The sequence below is a fragment of the Streptomyces albicerus genome (assembly GCF_008905045.1).
Classification (GTDB): domain Bacteria; phylum Actinomycetota; class Actinomycetes; order Streptomycetales; family Streptomycetaceae; genus Streptomyces; species Streptomyces albicerus.
In genome coordinates, this window is record NZ_VWMY01000070.1 from 36274 (window position 1) to 50962 (window position 14689).

General features: G+C 68.8%; 9 protein-coding genes and 4 pseudogenes. 6 read left to right on the forward strand and 7 right to left on the reverse strand.

Going from position 1 to position 14689, the window contains the following annotated elements; translation table 11 throughout:
- Positions 1-28 precede the first annotated feature (28 nt).
- The 4 genes and pseudogenes from GAS53_RS43825 to GAS53_RS57120 all read left to right on the forward strand — a co-directional run.
- Positions 29-866, forward strand: a pseudogene (locus GAS53_RS43825) (3-hydroxybutyryl-CoA dehydrogenase).
- 3 nt (positions 867-869) lie between these two features.
- A complete protein-coding gene (locus GAS53_RS43830) occupies positions 870-1958 on the forward strand; it encodes an S-(hydroxymethyl)mycothiol dehydrogenase (protein WP_151483359.1) in 1089 nt (362 codons plus the stop codon).
- Positions 1955-2590 carry an MBL fold metallo-hydrolase gene (locus tag GAS53_RS43835; protein ID WP_151483360.1) on the forward strand — a complete coding sequence of 212 codons (636 nt, stop codon included), beginning with the start codon at positions 1955-1957 and terminating at the stop codon, positions 2588-2590. Before GAS53_RS43830 ends, GAS53_RS43835 begins: the two co-directional genes overlap by 4 nt.
- Before the next feature lie 586 nt (positions 2591-3176).
- Positions 3177-3462 (forward strand): annotated as a pseudogene (locus GAS53_RS57120) (ISKra4 family transposase); the annotation flags it as partial.
- A 60-nt stretch (positions 3463-3522) separates the two neighbouring features.
- Here the strand turns inward: GAS53_RS57120 and GAS53_RS43840 are convergent.
- The 3 genes from GAS53_RS43840 to GAS53_RS43850 form a co-directional block, all read right to left on the reverse strand.
- Positions 3523-3921, reverse strand: a complete 399-nt coding sequence (locus GAS53_RS43840; RefSeq protein WP_151483361.1) for a hypothetical protein — start codon at positions 3919-3921, stop codon at positions 3523-3525.
- 588 nt (positions 3922-4509) lie between these two features.
- Positions 4510-4986, reverse strand: a complete 477-nt coding sequence (locus tag GAS53_RS43845; RefSeq protein ID WP_151483362.1) for an RICIN domain-containing protein — start codon at positions 4984-4986, stop codon at positions 4510-4512.
- 160 nt (positions 4987-5146) lie between these two features.
- Positions 5147-8872, reverse strand: coding sequence for an nSTAND1 domain-containing NTPase (locus GAS53_RS43850; RefSeq protein WP_225859463.1), 3726 nt, complete (start codon positions 8870-8872; stop codon positions 5147-5149).
- Positions 8873-9322: 450 nt separating this feature from the next.
- Here GAS53_RS43850 and GAS53_RS43855 point away from each other — a divergent pair, with 450 nt between their 5' ends.
- Positions 9323-10636, forward strand: a complete 1314-nt coding sequence (locus GAS53_RS43855) for a chymotrypsin family serine protease (protein ID WP_151483364.1) — start codon at positions 9323-9325, stop codon at positions 10634-10636.
- 282 nt (positions 10637-10918) lie between these two features.
- Here GAS53_RS43855 and GAS53_RS43860 read toward each other — a convergent pair.
- The 3 genes and pseudogenes from GAS53_RS43860 to GAS53_RS55640 form a co-directional block, all read right to left on the reverse strand.
- Positions 10919-11175: pseudogene (locus tag GAS53_RS43860) on the reverse strand (acetyl-CoA C-acyltransferase); the annotation flags it as partial.
- Positions 11176-11948: 773 nt separating this feature from the next.
- Positions 11949-13196 carry an ISAs1 family transposase gene (locus tag GAS53_RS43865; protein WP_225859464.1) on the reverse strand — a complete coding sequence of 416 codons (1248 nt, stop codon included), beginning with the start codon at positions 13194-13196 and terminating at the stop codon, positions 11949-11951.
- Between the two features lie 64 nt (positions 13197-13260).
- Positions 13261-13443 carry a hypothetical protein gene (locus GAS53_RS55640; RefSeq protein ID WP_192583546.1) on the reverse strand — a complete coding sequence of 61 codons (183 nt, stop codon included), beginning with the start codon at positions 13441-13443 and terminating at the stop codon, positions 13261-13263.
- Between GAS53_RS55640 and GAS53_RS43870 the strand changes: the two are divergent.
- Positions 13415-13607, forward strand: a pseudogene (locus tag GAS53_RS43870) (DALR anticodon-binding domain-containing protein); the annotation flags it as partial. The gene GAS53_RS55640 and the pseudogene GAS53_RS43870 sit on opposite strands and share 29 nt — an antisense overlap.
- Positions 13608-13674: 67 nt before the next feature.
- Here GAS53_RS43870 and GAS53_RS43875 read toward each other — a convergent pair.
- On the reverse strand, positions 13675-14040 hold the full coding sequence (locus GAS53_RS43875; RefSeq protein WP_151483365.1) for a peptidoglycan-binding domain-containing protein: 366 nt from the start codon (positions 14038-14040) through the stop codon (positions 13675-13677).
- Positions 14041-14689: the final 649 nt, after the last annotated feature.

Sequence of the window (14689 nt, forward strand, 5' to 3'; positions counted from 1 at the left end):
CCGGGTCGGCGTCGTCGGCTGCGGACTGATGGGCGCGGGCATCGCCGAGGTCTGCGGCCCGGGTCTGGCTGGACGTCGTGGTGCACGAGGTGAACGAGGAGGCGGCCAAGGCCGGTCGGTCCCGGATCACCGCCTCGCTCGACCGGGGCGTACGGCGCGGCAAGCTCACCGGTGAGGAGCGCGACGCCGCGCTGGCCAGGGTGCGGGTCGTCTCCGACCTCATGGACCTGTCCGACCGGGACCTGGTGGTGGAGGCGGCGACCGAGGACGAGGCTGTCAAGCTCGACCTGTTCGCCGCCCTCGACCGCATCGTCGTACGCGAGGACGCACTGCTCGCGTCGAACACCTCCTCGCTGCCCATCATGAAACTGGGCATGGCCACCACCCGCCCGCACCAGGTGATCGGGGTGCACTTCTTCAACCCGGTCCCGGTCCTCGGCCTCGTGGAGATCGTGCCGTCCCTGCTGACGAGCCCTCAAACCCAGACCCGGGCAGAGGGGTTCGTCACCGGCACGCTCGGCAAGCAGGTGATCCGCTCCCAGGACCGGGCGGGCTTCGTGGTGAACGCCCTGCTGGTGCCGTACTTGCTCTCCGCGATCCGGATGCTGGAGTCCGGCTTCGCCTCCGCGGAGGACATCGACACGGGCATGGTCCTCGGCTGCGCCCACCCCCTGGGCCCGCTGAGCCTGGCCGACCTGATCGGCCTGGACACCCTCGCAGCGATCGCCGACGCGATGTACGCCGACTTCAAGGAGCCCTTGCACGCCGCACCTCCGCTGCTGTTGCGCATGGTGGAGGCCGGACTGCTCGGCCGGAAGTCGGGGCGCGGCTTCCACGACTACTCGGAATCCCAGAAAGGCAGTTGACCCATGGCGCAGGAAGTACGCGGCGTGATCGCGGCGGGCAAGGACGAACCGGTGCGGGTGGAGACGATCGTGGTGCCCGATCCGGGCCCGGGCGAGGCCGTGGTACAGGTGCAGGCATGCGGGGTGTGTCACACCGATCTGCACTACAAACAGGGCGGCATCAGCGACGACTTCCCGTTCCTGCTGGGCCACGAGGCGGCGGGCGTGGTGGAGTCGGTCGGCGAGGGGGTCACCGACGTCGAGCCCGGGGACTTCGTCATCCTGAACTGGCGGGCAGTGTGCGGGAATTGCCGGGCCTGTCGGCGCGGCCGGCCCTGGTACTGCTTCAACACGCACAACGCCACGCAGAAGATGGCCCTGGCCTCGACCGGCCAGGAACTCTCCCCGGCACTCGGTATCGGCGCCTTCGCGGAGAAGACGCTGGTCGCGGCCGGGCAGTGCACCAAGGTCGACCCGTCGGTCGCCCCGCAGGTCGCCGGACTGCTGGGCTGCGGCGTCATGGCCGGCATCGGCGCCACGATCAACACCGGCAAGGTCGGCCGCGGCGACACCGTCGCGGTGATCGGCTGCGGCGGTGTCGGGGACGCGGCGATCGCCGGGGCGAACCTGGCCGGGGCGGCGAAGATCATCGCCGTCGACATCGACGACCGCAAGCTGGCCACAGCCCGCACCATGGGCGCCACCCACACCGTCAACTCCAAGCAGACCGACCCCGTCGAGGCGATCCGCGAGCTGACCGGCGGCTTCGGCGCGGACGTCGTCATCGAGGCGGTCGGCCGCCCGGAGACCTACCGGCAGGCCTTCTACGCCCGCGACCTCGCCGGCACCGTCGTCCTCGTCGGCGTACCCACCCCGGAGATGAAGCTCGAACTCCCCCTCCTGGACGTCTTCGGACGCGGCGGCGCCCTGAAGTCCTCCTGGTACGGCGACTGCCTGCCCTCCCGCGACTTCCCGATGCTCATCGACCTGCACCTGCAGGGCCGCCTGGACCTGGCGGCATTCGTCACCGAGACCATCCAACTCGACGAAGTGGAGAAAGCCTTCGAGCGGATGCACCACGGCGACGTCCTGCGCTCGGTGGTGATGCTGTGAGCGGGGCCGTACGCGTCGAGCGGGTCATCACTGCCGGGATCTTCTCACTGGACGGCGGGACATGGGACGTCGAGAACAACGTCTGGATCGTAGGTGACGACCACGAGGCACTGGTCATCGACGCGGCCCACGACGCCGACGCCATCGCCGAGGCGGTCGGCGACCGTCGCCTTACGGCCATCGTGTGCACCCACGCCCACAACGACCACATCGACGCCGCGCCGTCACTGGCCGACCGCACCGGTGCGCCGATCTTCCTGCACCTGGACGACCGTCTGCTGTGGAAACACACGCATCCCGACCGGGATCCCGACGGCTACCTCTCGGACGGCCGCCGCCTCACAGTCGCCGGGACGGAACTGACGGTCCTGCACACCCCCGGGCACACTCAAGGCGCGGTGTGCCTCTACGCCGAGGACCTGGCCACGGTCTTCGCCGGAGACACCCTGTTCCAGGGCGGGCCGGGGGCCACGGGACGTTCGTACTCGCACTTCCCGACGATCATCCGCTCGATCCGCGACCGTCTGCTGACGCTGCCTCCCGAGACCACGGTGCGTACCGGACATGGGGACGACACCACGATCGGGGCCGAGGCGCCGCATCTCGACGCGTGGATCGAGCGCGGTCACTGACAGTCGGGTTCGCGGATCGCGCCCGCCGCCGCATAATACGCCGCAGCGGGCGCACAGGTCTGACCGCGGGTGACGCGAGGGGGCCAGACACCGCCGCCACAGCCAACGAGTTGCCGCCCAGCCCCAAAGGCCGGAGTTCAACGCTGCGTAGTCAGCACCAAGTCAGCACCTCAAATTACCCCGAATCACACCGCTCCAGCTCTGCACGCGACGGCGCCGGTGAAACGCCCTGTACCGGGCTGCCTGCTCATTCGACAGGAACTCGACCGCCGCCGCGCCCTCTGAAGATCCACTGCATCGGCCTGCGAAGGCTCCGGCGTACGATCGGTCCAGGTCAAGGCGCCGTTCAGGGCTGCGAAGGCTGAGCGCGCAATCCGACACGGATGTTCCTCATCCTCCGTCCCGCCGCGCGCCGGAGCGCTCCACCAGTCGGCGGAACTCCCGCGCCGCCGGGGAGAGACCCCCCTCTGGCGCGCGGTCGCCGGAGAAGGCCAGCGCCAGCCTCCGGTGCAGACGCGGGCGCAGCGGCCGGGCCGCGACGGCATCACCTTCGCTGCCCTGCCATACCTCCTGACCGAGCGTCGGCCGCTACCTGGAGAACAATGCCGCTTCCGTCCACTACGACAAGGCCCTCGACGCGGGCTGGCCGATCGCCAGCGGCATCGTCGAAGGAGCAGCCCGCCACCTGACTCGCCGACCGCCTCGACATCACCGGCAGCCGATGGAGCGTCTGCGGAGCCGAAGCCGTCCTCACCCTCCGCGCCGTCATCAGCAACGGCGACTTCCCGGCCTACTGGACCTACCACGCCCAGAGGGAACGCGAACGCCTCTATCCCCCACCCGACCAGCACAACGACGAACTCCAGCCCTGACCGACGATCTCACCGCAAGAAGAGCCGCACCCTTCTGGTTCTGCGGTCACCGAGGCCAGGTCAGCGCAGCCGTTCAGCCACCTGCTCCAGGCCGTTCCTGATCAGCTGCCCATACTCGTCATCGCCAAGCGTGCCGATCGTTTCCTGCGCGCGCTGGAGGTGTTCACGCGCACGATCGAGATCGCCCAGCTTGCGATAGCACTCGCTCAAGTCCAGGTGCAGCGAGGGATACAGTCCGGCCACCGGAAGCGACACCCCGGCCTGCGCGACCCGTGCATCGGTGATCAGGTCGGCGGCCGCCAGCGCTCGCTGGTCCCAGATCAGCTCCTCCCTCACGTCGTCTTGCACATCGGCCATCGCGTGCGCGAGCGTGCAGCGCTGCAGGGGATCCCCTTGCTCGCCGCTGTGGCTGAGCTGCACGGCCTGGCCAATCCGGATGATCGTCGGATCCGTGACCAATCGGGATTCCTTCCTCTTCCTTCGCCGGCTGCCCCGAGGCTTCCGCCGGTCCGGCATCCCCCGGCTCGATCCCGGGCTCCGTGACCGCCTCGCCACCGGACAGGATCTCCGTCATCGTCTCCCTGGTGATCTCCAGACGGGACAGCACCGCCTCCTGCTCGGAGAGGCGTCCGGTCAACTCCTCAAGCCGAGCGCACAGTTCCCCGACCTTCTCCAGCCACGACACCAATCGCCGCCACCCCCGGAACCCGGCCACCCGACACCACGACGATCGAGCAACCAACCCCCGGTCAGCAACCACACAGGTCAAAGCTCCCCACAAAAGAGCCGCACCCATCCCGGATGGGCCGTCCACCCGTGTCCTCGCCGCCACGCACTCGGCGAGGACACGGGTGGAATGGTAGTTGTCGCTCGCCGAGCGATGATCGGCTCAGTGTCAGATGCCCTCGGCGAACGCCATCAAAGCGGCCTGAGTTTCCGATTCGGTGATTCCGTCGGTGTGGTGGCCCCATAACGGGGCGGACGGCGCTGGACGCCCCGTGTCTGTGCCGTACTCAGGCCGAGACTGACCACCACGAGCGGGCCGTCTCAGAACCAGCTCTGGTTCACGACCTTGGAGTCTGTTGCCGCCCAGCACGTCCAGGTACGGAGCCCCGCCCCACTGCTGTCGTCCGCGCAGCGGCCGGTGCCCCGGTTCTTGAACTGGATGTAACCGCCCCCGAGCTGAATCACGGTCCACTGCTGGGTGGTGCCACTGTGACACCTCACGGTGCGGAACCCGAGGTCGCTGTCGTCCAGACAGCGGCCCGTGCCGACACTCTTCAACTGGCGGTAGCTGCCGTTGGCGGTCACGGTCCACTGCTGGGTCGTGTCGAAGTGGCACCCCACTGGGCGCAACCCGAAGTCGCTGTCGTCCATGCAGCGGTTCGTGGCCCTGTTTTGGTACGTCTCCGTTGCAAGCACGGCGACACCTTCCACGTCCGCTGCCGCGGCATGCGTGCCCATCGCCCCGCTCAGCGCGAGCGCGCTGCCCGCCGTCGCGAGTACCAGCCTGTTTCGCCTCATCGTGTTTCGTCCTCTCCGGGAGTCCTTGTTGTGTGCGGCCTCCAGGTGTAGCGACCCGGACGTTGTTCGGGTTCGGCCATCGGTGTCGAACAAACAAGTCCGAAAAACGTGACGCCGCAGCGACCACTGCGACACGGTGCGAGGAGTTGACGTTGGGCTGTTACGGGCATGGGGGCCGATAGGACAGGTTCCCGAAGTACTTCGTCCACTCGGAGCGGGTGATGGTGGGGTGGCTGACTTGGCACACCTGGGTTTCGACGCGTTCGGGGGAGGTCTCCCACAGGTGGGCGGCGCGGTCTGCGCCTGCCGTGGCCAGGGTGTGGCCGTCGGGGCCGAACGCTGCTGCGTAGATGTGTTGGTCGCCGCTGGTGAGGGAGGCCAGTGCGCGGGGACCGGCCGGATCGGTCAGGTCCCACAATCGAGCGGTGCCGTCGGCACCCATGGTGGCCAGGGTGTGCCCATCGGGGCTGAAGACGGGGGAGTGAGTGGGGCCGACATGGCCGACGAGGGCCGCCGACTTGTGCAGGCGGCGGTCGGTGACGCGCCAGAGTCGTACCGTGTCGCCGAAGTCCGTTGTGGCCAGGATGTTCCCGTCCGGGCTGAACGCGGCGGCGTTGACCCCCTCCGAGAAGACCGCAGAGGTAGCCGCCTTTCTCGGGTGGAGGCGGTCGGTGATATCCCACAGCCGTACGGTGGCGTCCCAGCCTCCTGTGGCCAGGGTGTTCCCGTCCGGGCTGAAGACGGCGGTGTTGGCGCCGCCGGTATGCCCGGTGAGGGTGGCCAGTTCGCGGGGGCGGCGTGGATCGGTGACGTCCTGCAGTCGTACGGTCCCGTCCCCGCCGGAGGCGGCCAGGACCCGCCCGTCGGGACTGAACGTCACCGTGTTGACGTGTTCGCCGTGTCCGGAGAAGGTGGCCAATTTCTGGGGGACGTGGGGGTCGGTGATGTCCCACAGCCGCACGGTGTGATCCCAGCTTCCGGTGGCCAGGATGCGCCCGTCCGGGCTCAGCGCAAGCCCGCACACGGCATCCCTGTGTCCGGTGAGGGTGGCCAGTTTCCGGGGTCGGCGGGGGTCGGCCAGGCTCCACAGCCGTACGGTGCGATCGTCGCTCGCCGTAGCCAGGGTGTGCCCGTGGGGGCTGAACGCCACTGCACAGACGGTATCGGCGTGGCTGATGACAGCGGGGAGGGGGAGGTCCCAGAGCCGCGCGGTCTGGTCGTCACCGGCGCTGGCCAGCGTACGGCCGTCGGGGCTGAACGCCACGAAAACGGCGGCGTCGGTGTGTCCGGTCAGCATGGCCGGCCGACTGGGCCTGCGCGGATCGCTGATGTCCCACACCCCCACGGTCTGGTCCATGCTCGCGCTGGCGAGGGTGTTCCCGTCCGGACTGATGGCGACCGAACGTAAGCCGTCGGCGTGGCCGGTCAGGCTCGCCAACCGGGCCGGGCCTCCGGGATCAGTCAGGTTCCACAGCCGTACGGTCCGGTCCCAGCTCGCGCTGGCGAGCATCTTCCCGTCGGGACTGAACGCCACCCCGCTGACGGCGGCGGTGTGGCCCGTCAAGGTGGCCGAGTCGCGGACACGCCCGGATGCGGCGAGCGTCCACAGTCGCACGGTGTTGTCGAAGACGGCGGTGGCCAGGGTGTGGCCGTCGGGACTGAACGCCACGGACACGATCGCGCGCTTCGCGTCGTTGCGGCCGGGCAGCGTGTTCGCCGTGTGCGGTCGGCGGGGGTCGGTGCGGTCCCACAACCGCACCGTGCCATCGGTGCCGGCGGTGGCGAGGGTGCGCCCGTCGGGACTGAACGCCACGGCGTTGACGTCGCCGGCGTGGCCGCGCAGGACGGCCAGCAGGTGGGGCCTGTCCGGGTCGGTGACGTCCCACAGCCGGGCGGTGTCGTCCCAGCTCGCGGTGGCCAGGGTGCGGCCATCGGAACTGAAGGCGGCGTGGCTGACCTTCTCGGTGTGTCCGTTCAGGGTGGCCAGCGGGCGCGGGCGATGGGGGTCCGTGATGTTCCACAGTCGGGCCGTGTCGTCATTGCTGCCGGTGACCAGTGTGCGGCTGTCGGGACGGTAGGCCACTGCGTTGACGTTGTCGGTGTGGCCCGCGAGCCGTGTCGCGTAGGGGGTCGCGAACGTGCTGAGCAGGCCGCCACGGGCCTCGGTGGTGGGGGCCAGACGGTAGGCGGCGAGGCTAAGCTGAGTGGCGAGTGCGGGGTTGGCGGAGCGCAGCGCGGTGGCCTGCTGCGCGACCTTCTGGGACAGGGCGATGTTGCGCTGCTGGGTGGCGGTGTTCTGCGCGCGCAGCGCGTAGACGGTGGTGGCAGAGACAGTGAGAAGGAGGACTGTCAGCAGCACGGTGAGCCGGCGCAGGCGGCGAGTACTGCGGCGCGTGGCGGCTTGTTCGCGGTCCGCGGCGACCAGGCTCGCGTCGAGGAACGCCCGCTCCTTCATGGAGAGGGCCGTGCGGTCGAGGGCGGCGGCCATGGCCAGACGCGTGCCGCGGTACAGCGCGCCGGGATCACGCCCGAGCGTTTCCCACGCGTGTGCCGCGTCGGTGAGCTGACGCAAGGCCCGCATGGCCTCCCGGTCCTCGGTCAGCCATCCGTGCAGCCGGGGCCAGCAGCGGATCAGCGCCTCATGGGCTAGTTCCACCCGCTCGTGGTCCAGCGTCAGCAGCCTGGCTCGGGCCGCACCCTCCAGTACGGCGGCTATGTTGTCGCCGTCGGCCTGCGCCACGAGCCCTTCCAACTCCTGAAGGCGTGCCGGCCGCCTGGTGTCCTCCGTTCCTTCGCCCAGCGCGGTCAGCCGCACGAACACCTGCCGGACCAACTCCCGCTGCTGGGGATCCAGCTGTTGGTAGAACTCCTCTGCGGTGCGGGCAAGGCTGCCTTCGAGCCCGCCTACCGCCTCGAACGCCTGAAGTGTCAGAGCGTTCCCACGGCGCCGCCGCCAGGTCTGCAGCAGTGCGTGCGACAGCAGCGGCAGCATTCCGGCCTGCCCGTGTGCCTGCGCGCTGAGCGACGCCAACAGCGCGCCCTCGACGGTGAGACCGGCTCGCTGGGCCGGTCTCACCACAGCACGGCGCAGCTCGTCGAGGTCCATCGGCCCGACGGGCACCTGTGCGTCGCGCATCGCCTTCACCAGCGGCGGGTGGTGGAGGCAGTGTGCATAGAAATCGGCGCGCACACCGAGTACCACCCGGCACCGGCCGGAGGCGGCCGAAGCGGCGGTGACCAGCGCCTCCACGAAGCAGTGCCGCTCGGCATCGTCCCGGCACAGCGTGAAGGTCTCCTCGAACTGATCGACGACCAGCACGATGCCCTCGCCCTCTTGAGAGCGGGTGTCGATCTGTCGCGCAACACGGTCCAGGTTGTCCGGGTCCTGTCTCAACTCTCCGTACAGTGCCCCCGGCGTGAGGCCGGCCAGCGCACCGAGCCGCACCGCACACTCCTCCAGTGGCCGCGGCCCCGGCGTCAGCACTACTACCGTCGCCGCGGCCTGCAGGCGTGGCACCAGCCCCGCCCGCAGCAGCGATGACTTACCCGACCCCGAAGCCCCGATCAGCACCACGAACCGCTGCCGCTGAAGCCGCCCGGCCACCTCCTCCACCAGCTGCTCCCGACCGAAGAACCACGGCGCGTCCCGCTCCGTGAACGACCGCAGACCCGCGTACGGCGGGGGCGCGGTGGACTCCTCCGCCAGGCCGAGGGCGGAATCCTCTGCGCCGAGCTGGTCCGCCGTCTCCCGCCAACGTTGTTCCCACTTCTGCACATCCCCCTCGCAGGCACGCACGTACGCCAGCGTCACTGCCAGCGTCGGCAGCCGCTGTCCGGACGCCGCGGAGGACAACGTCGAGATCGAGTAGTGCGCCTGTTCCGCCATGGTCCGGTAGGGCGGATTACCTGCCTTGCGCCGCAACTGCCGTAAGCCCGCGGCGAACTCCCGTAACGGACCGTCCCCCGCGTCTATTGGTCGCTCCTTGCGCGGCATAGCCGCACCTCCCCGTTCCCCCAGGCCACAGCGTGACGGCTGCGGCACATTTTTCATGAGTTGTTTGTTGGGCACCAGTGCCTCGAAGGCGAACAATGGCGAGCCGATACACCTGGAGCGACCGGTCCGGTCGCACTTGCAGCGGTCATCGGCCGAGTCTGCAAGCCGGCGAGCCCTCGGCCTGCAGGCGGTCAGCGCCTCCGGATGGTCTGATCGGTCGCTGCGGTCCAAAACGCATGACATGAACATGGCGATCTCGCATCCGCTGCGAACACCAGCAGCGGGCGATGCGCCTGGCTTCCGAGGTTGGTCCAACAGCAATTCGACATATCTGGAGGGCAGATGAACAAACGCAGAACCATCTTTGGTGCGCTCGCCATCACCCTGGTGACGGCCCTGCCGTCGACCGCGGTGGCAACCCAACCTGACGCGAGCATCGTGGCGAGCGCACGCGCCCAGCAGATCGCCGGAGTCGACATTGTGCCGGACGATCTCGATACGCTCGACGTCGCAAATCGTCCCACCGAGGCTGCCGTCGAGGCGTTGCAGGGGGCGCTCGAACTGGCGCGGCAGCATCCTGATGACCTGAGCTATCCCTGGCTCGACACCGAGTCCGGCAAGGTGATCCTCAATTCCGTGAGCGCGAAAGGCAGTACGTTGGCCGCCGGCTTCCAGGAGAAGCACACGGGGGTCGAGGAGTCCCGGACCGCCCAGCGCAGCTACAGCGACCTCGAAAAGATCAAGCACGAGGCGATCGGTCTGACCGACAAGGACGTCCCCGACGGCAAGGCCATCTTCGAGACGACCCCGGACGGGGAGCACAACCGGGTCCTCATCACCGTCAGGCGCCTGAGCACATCCCTGGCCTCCGCGCTGGCCCGTCGCTATGGGGCGGACGCCATCGCCCTGGTCCACGCTCCCGACCGTCCGCTGGGCAGCCCTCAGAGCCGGCAGAACGACACCTCCCCCTTCTACGGAGGGGCCCGCATCATCACTCCCGACGGCAGGAGTTGCACGAGCGGATTCCCCTGGATCGACGGCGGGACGTACATGATGCTCACGGCCGGGCACTGTGCGCCCACCGGAGGCTTCGTCGACGCGCCGACCCAGAGTATGGGCTACGTGAACGAAGGGACCCGGGAGAACTGGAACGTGGGCGAGGGTACTCAGCTCTTCCCCGGTGACACCCGTTTCCGCGGCGACCTGGCACTCGTCGAGATGTACCCCAGCCGGCAGGGTATCGGGCGCGTCTACCGCGGCGGTTCGGATGCCGGCATCGGTGACTCCGCCTCGGTGAGCGGCATCTGGCAGCGTCGCGCCGCCGTGTACGACGAGGTGTGCACCGACGGCCAGCGCACCGGGGAGCAGTGCGGCTGGTTGGTCGTGCGCACCGAGTTCGACGCGCGGTCCACCGAGGGCATATGGCGCAACGTGGTAAGGGGGCAGAAGCTGGGGCAGTGCGCCCTACCAGGCGACTCCGGTTCCCCGGTGTACACGGTCAACGCCGACGGCAGCGTTACGGGCAGGGGAATACTCGACGGCTCCGGCGGTGGCGGCTCCGACGGCTGGGGCGGGCTTTTCGACCCCTGTGTCGCCACCTTCACCGACATCACAGACGCGCTGGAAGGGTTGCCGGGAAGTCCCTTGACGCAGTGATGACACGGCGACGTGGGCACGCGGCTGCCACGGCTTCGCGACAGTGGCGGCCGCGGGCCCCTGGGACATAGCGGGTGACGGCGACGAACATGAGCAGGTGACCGACGTCCGCGCCCTCATGGCGCAGCACGGCCGACAGCGGGACCGGGGTGTCACTGGTCGCGGACGACCAGATCAGTATGAGGCCCCCGAGCTCAGCGCCTTCACGACAACCTCGCCGGGGTCTCGGTCAGAGCCGCGGCATGGGCACTCAGCGGCCATTTGCCTCTGGGACCACTGGTCACCGATGCACATCGTCTCCAGCGCGTAGCGGTACTGTTCAGTGGCGCATCTCCCCAGGCCAGGGTGGCGAGGACGCGTGCCCCGGTGGTGCCGACGGGGTGGCCCAGCGAGACTCCGGAGCCGTTGACGTTCATGCGTTGCTCGTGGTCGGTCCCGGTCAGGCCCATAGCCCGTGTGCAGGCCAGGACTTGGGCCGCGAAAGCCTCGTCGAGTTCGATAAGGTCAAGGTCGGCGAGGGTGAGCCCGGCCTTGTCCAATTGCTCGCCCTCACCGCCGAATAACCCGGGCCACGACACCGACAAGGGGGGCGAGCGCGGCCATGACAGCGGCACCAACGCCCAAGGGCTGCGCGGGCAAGCGTCCGTGTCCGTCGTCATGAACGGTGACTTCGCTTGCACATCGGGCATCCACAGCCAGCACCGCACCTTCCGGTTGATCAAAGCGCCGTACGCGGCAAACCGGGTAGCGGGCAGCAGATCCCGACGCAGGCCCGTTGGGAAGGACCGGTATGCCGGAGACTGCGGCTCCATCCGAGGAGTGTCGCCTCACGATCTCTCGGCCCAAGGCCGCCTCGCGGTGGACGTCGTTCTTCGCCGGGAGGGGCCCGGGCCGATCTCCATGACAGCGCGCCGCACCGGACTGAGCCCGAAAAGGGACACCGGCCAATAGGCGGGAGCTCCGGGGACGGGGTCGTCCCTCGAAGGGGACGACCCCGCTTGACCTGCATGTTTGCCAGACCGTCGCGTCGATGCTAAGGCGGCCGCTAAACGTTGAACCGGAATATCGGCGGCAGTGCAATGACCTGCGAAAACATCCAGAATGCGCTGATGATGCAGCGCAGATCCAGCGTCCGTCAGCGGTCGATTCGGGCGGGCGGTCCACACTGATCGCCGGGGGCTCGACGGCCTTGTGAGCCTCGGGTCATACAGCCGACTCGTCAGGATGCAGGGCATTCTCCGCGATCATGCGCATGCGATCCCAGGCAGTCCCTGGGCAGGGCGACGTCGTTCAGTGGATCTGTCGCGGTTGATCACGCGATGCCGAGTGTGACCAGGGCGCGGGTGGCGTCGCGCGCGTGGTGGCGAAGGCCCGCGGCGATGTTGGTGCGTCCAGCGAGGCGGAGGGCTCCGAGGGCGAGGTTGCGCAGGCTGGCCATGGCCCGGGGTGCGTTGCCGGTGCGCACGCGTGAGACGTCCTCACTCCAGGAGGTGTCGCGTACATGGTGGATTTTGTTCTCGATGCCCCAGTGCGCGCGGACGCGGTGCGCGATTTCCGGCGCTTCGGCCTGGCCGGCCGTCAGGTCGGTGACCGCGTAGACGCGTTCCAGGGTGACCTTGCCGGTGGTGGCGGTTCGGCGGCGCCGCACGATCTGCACGGCCTGCATGGCGTGCGGGAAGGCGAGGCCACGGGTGACCGTGCAGGTTTTGACCCGGCGGATCTCGTCGCGGCCGTGGTCGGTGGCGCGGGTCTTGTCCATCAGCGGCACGTCCCGCCAGGGCAGGTTCTTCAGGCGCTGGTGCAGCAGCGGCTGGTTCGCCTTGATCACCGCGATGTAGTGGGCCTTCTTCTCCTCCACCAGGAAGCGGGCGTGCGCGATTTGGGAGTGCAGGGCATCGAAGGTGACTACCGTGTCGGTCAGTTCGAGCTCGGCGAGCATCGGCCGGAAGACGGTGATTTCGTTGGTCTTGCCGTCTACCTCGCGCTGGGCGATGACCAGGCCGGCATCGGTCATCGCGGCGAGCAGGTGGACCTGGGTGCCGTCGGCCCGACGGGCTCCGCGCACGGTCTTGCCGTCCACGGCGAGTGAGCGACGGAACCGCTCGGCTGTGTCCTTGCCGGGGAGTGGTCGGTCGGGATCGCGCGCGGCGAGCCAGGTACCGATTGCGGTATCGAGGGCGTCGCCGTCGACGCGCTGCAGGACCCGGCGCATGGTCGCCTCGGCCGGAGCGGTGGGTCCGGACGGTTCACGACCGGGGCCGCCGAGAGCGGTGAGGACGGCGGGTGGTGCATCAGCGGCCCACTCCGCAATCGCGGCAAGAGACTTCGCGCCGGCCAGTACCGCGCAGGCGGCGAGCGCAAGGACGAAGGCGAGGGGATGGCGGCGGCCCTTGGCCCGGCGCGGATCGGCAACCCCGGAGAGACAGTCCAGCAGAACCGGGTGTTCCCCAGTCTTGGGAGGCTGGACAGCAGCGAGCCGGCCCAGGCCGGCAGGGATGGGGCGATGATGAGCGGGCAGGCACGGTCCTCCATTGCGGTGATCAGGGACTCGACACCTCATGATCACCCGGGAGTCGTACCTGCATCGGTTCTGTCCCCCAGTCGATGAACTCCGCCCACGTCAGTCACTGGTGGGCGGCCCTGTGCCGGAGTGACCACTGCCCGGTGAATTCGTCCAGGTCGATCCGCAACGGCTCCAGCGCATCGGCGTCCTGAACGTCGGCCCGGATGATGCGACCGCTCCCCAGATACAGCCAGACCGCAGTTGGCGGCCTGTCGGAGGCGGCGAAGGAGTACGCCCCGCACAAGCTGACGGCGTACCTGTACCAGGTCCTTCTGCGACAAGCGGCCGGTCCTGAAGGCCGCGAGGCGCGAGCAGGTGGAGAACCGCCTCTTCCTGTGCGCCGTCACGGCCCGCACACTGCACCGGGGCATGGCCCTGCTGGCCATCCGGACGCCCGAGCGGCTCTGACACGTTCGCCGACAACGGCACGCGACCCGTCCTCTGCCCCGGAGGGAGGACGAGCCGCGGCGTTCACTCAGCAGAAGTTGGTGACGTTGAAGTCCCAGAATGCGTCCTGGGTCTTGGGTCCGGCGATCCCGGTGATGGTAAGGCCGGCACTGGCGTACCGGTTCAGGTACTTCTGCAACGCACTGATCGTGTTGGGTCCGACGATTCCGTCGACAGTACCGGCGCCGAGGCCCAGGTCGTTGAACATCTCCTGTGCAGCCTTCCAGCTGTTGGTACCCAACTGCCCGTCGATCGGGCCGGAGTAGTAACCAATTTCCTGCATGAAGCACTGCCAGTGCTTGGCCCGGGTGGTGTTCAGCCCCAGGTTGACCACCGCGAGCGTGCCGACCTCACCGGTCACCGCCTGCTGCTGGGCCGGCGTGGGGGCCGCCATGGCCGTGCCCGCGGTGGCCAGGCCGCCGGCGGCGATCCCGACCGCGGCGGTGACACTGACGAGTGCCTTCGTGAGAGCTCACATGCTGTTCCCCTCGATTGACGTGCGCTTGAAGAAGCCGACCGCACCGGCCGGCTCCGCAACGAGACTGCGGCTTGGGCGCGCTGTCCGGCCACCGTTGACGCAGAAGTGGCCTCATCCCGGGACGTCCCAGACGCTGACCTGCTGAAATGTTGCCCGCCGAGTCACTACGGCGGGACGACCGCGCGCGGGCGATGGCCGATTCTGCAGGAGGGCGGGCCCCCCGTTCGCCGTGACGGCTGATGCAGAATGAGGCCGGGACATGGGGGGCCGGGCAGAACCTGCAGCCTGCGCGAAATGGCACGCATGGGACTCCCCTTTCTCTGGCCTCGCCCATGGACCTTTACCGTAGGAGCATCGTGGGCTTCGGACTTTGTCATCCGTGCAGGGAACTTTGTCAGTAGTGCACCGCCTCAAGGTGACGTCGCATCAGGTGAGGGCCCTGCGTCTGCCCGTCGAAGCCGTTGCGCAGCGAGAGCAAATCCCGCCAAACTGGCGGCGGGAACCGTCCGTGTCTAGGGGGACTTGTGGGGGAACGGGCCGAGGCGCTGTCAGGCCGGCTCTATGA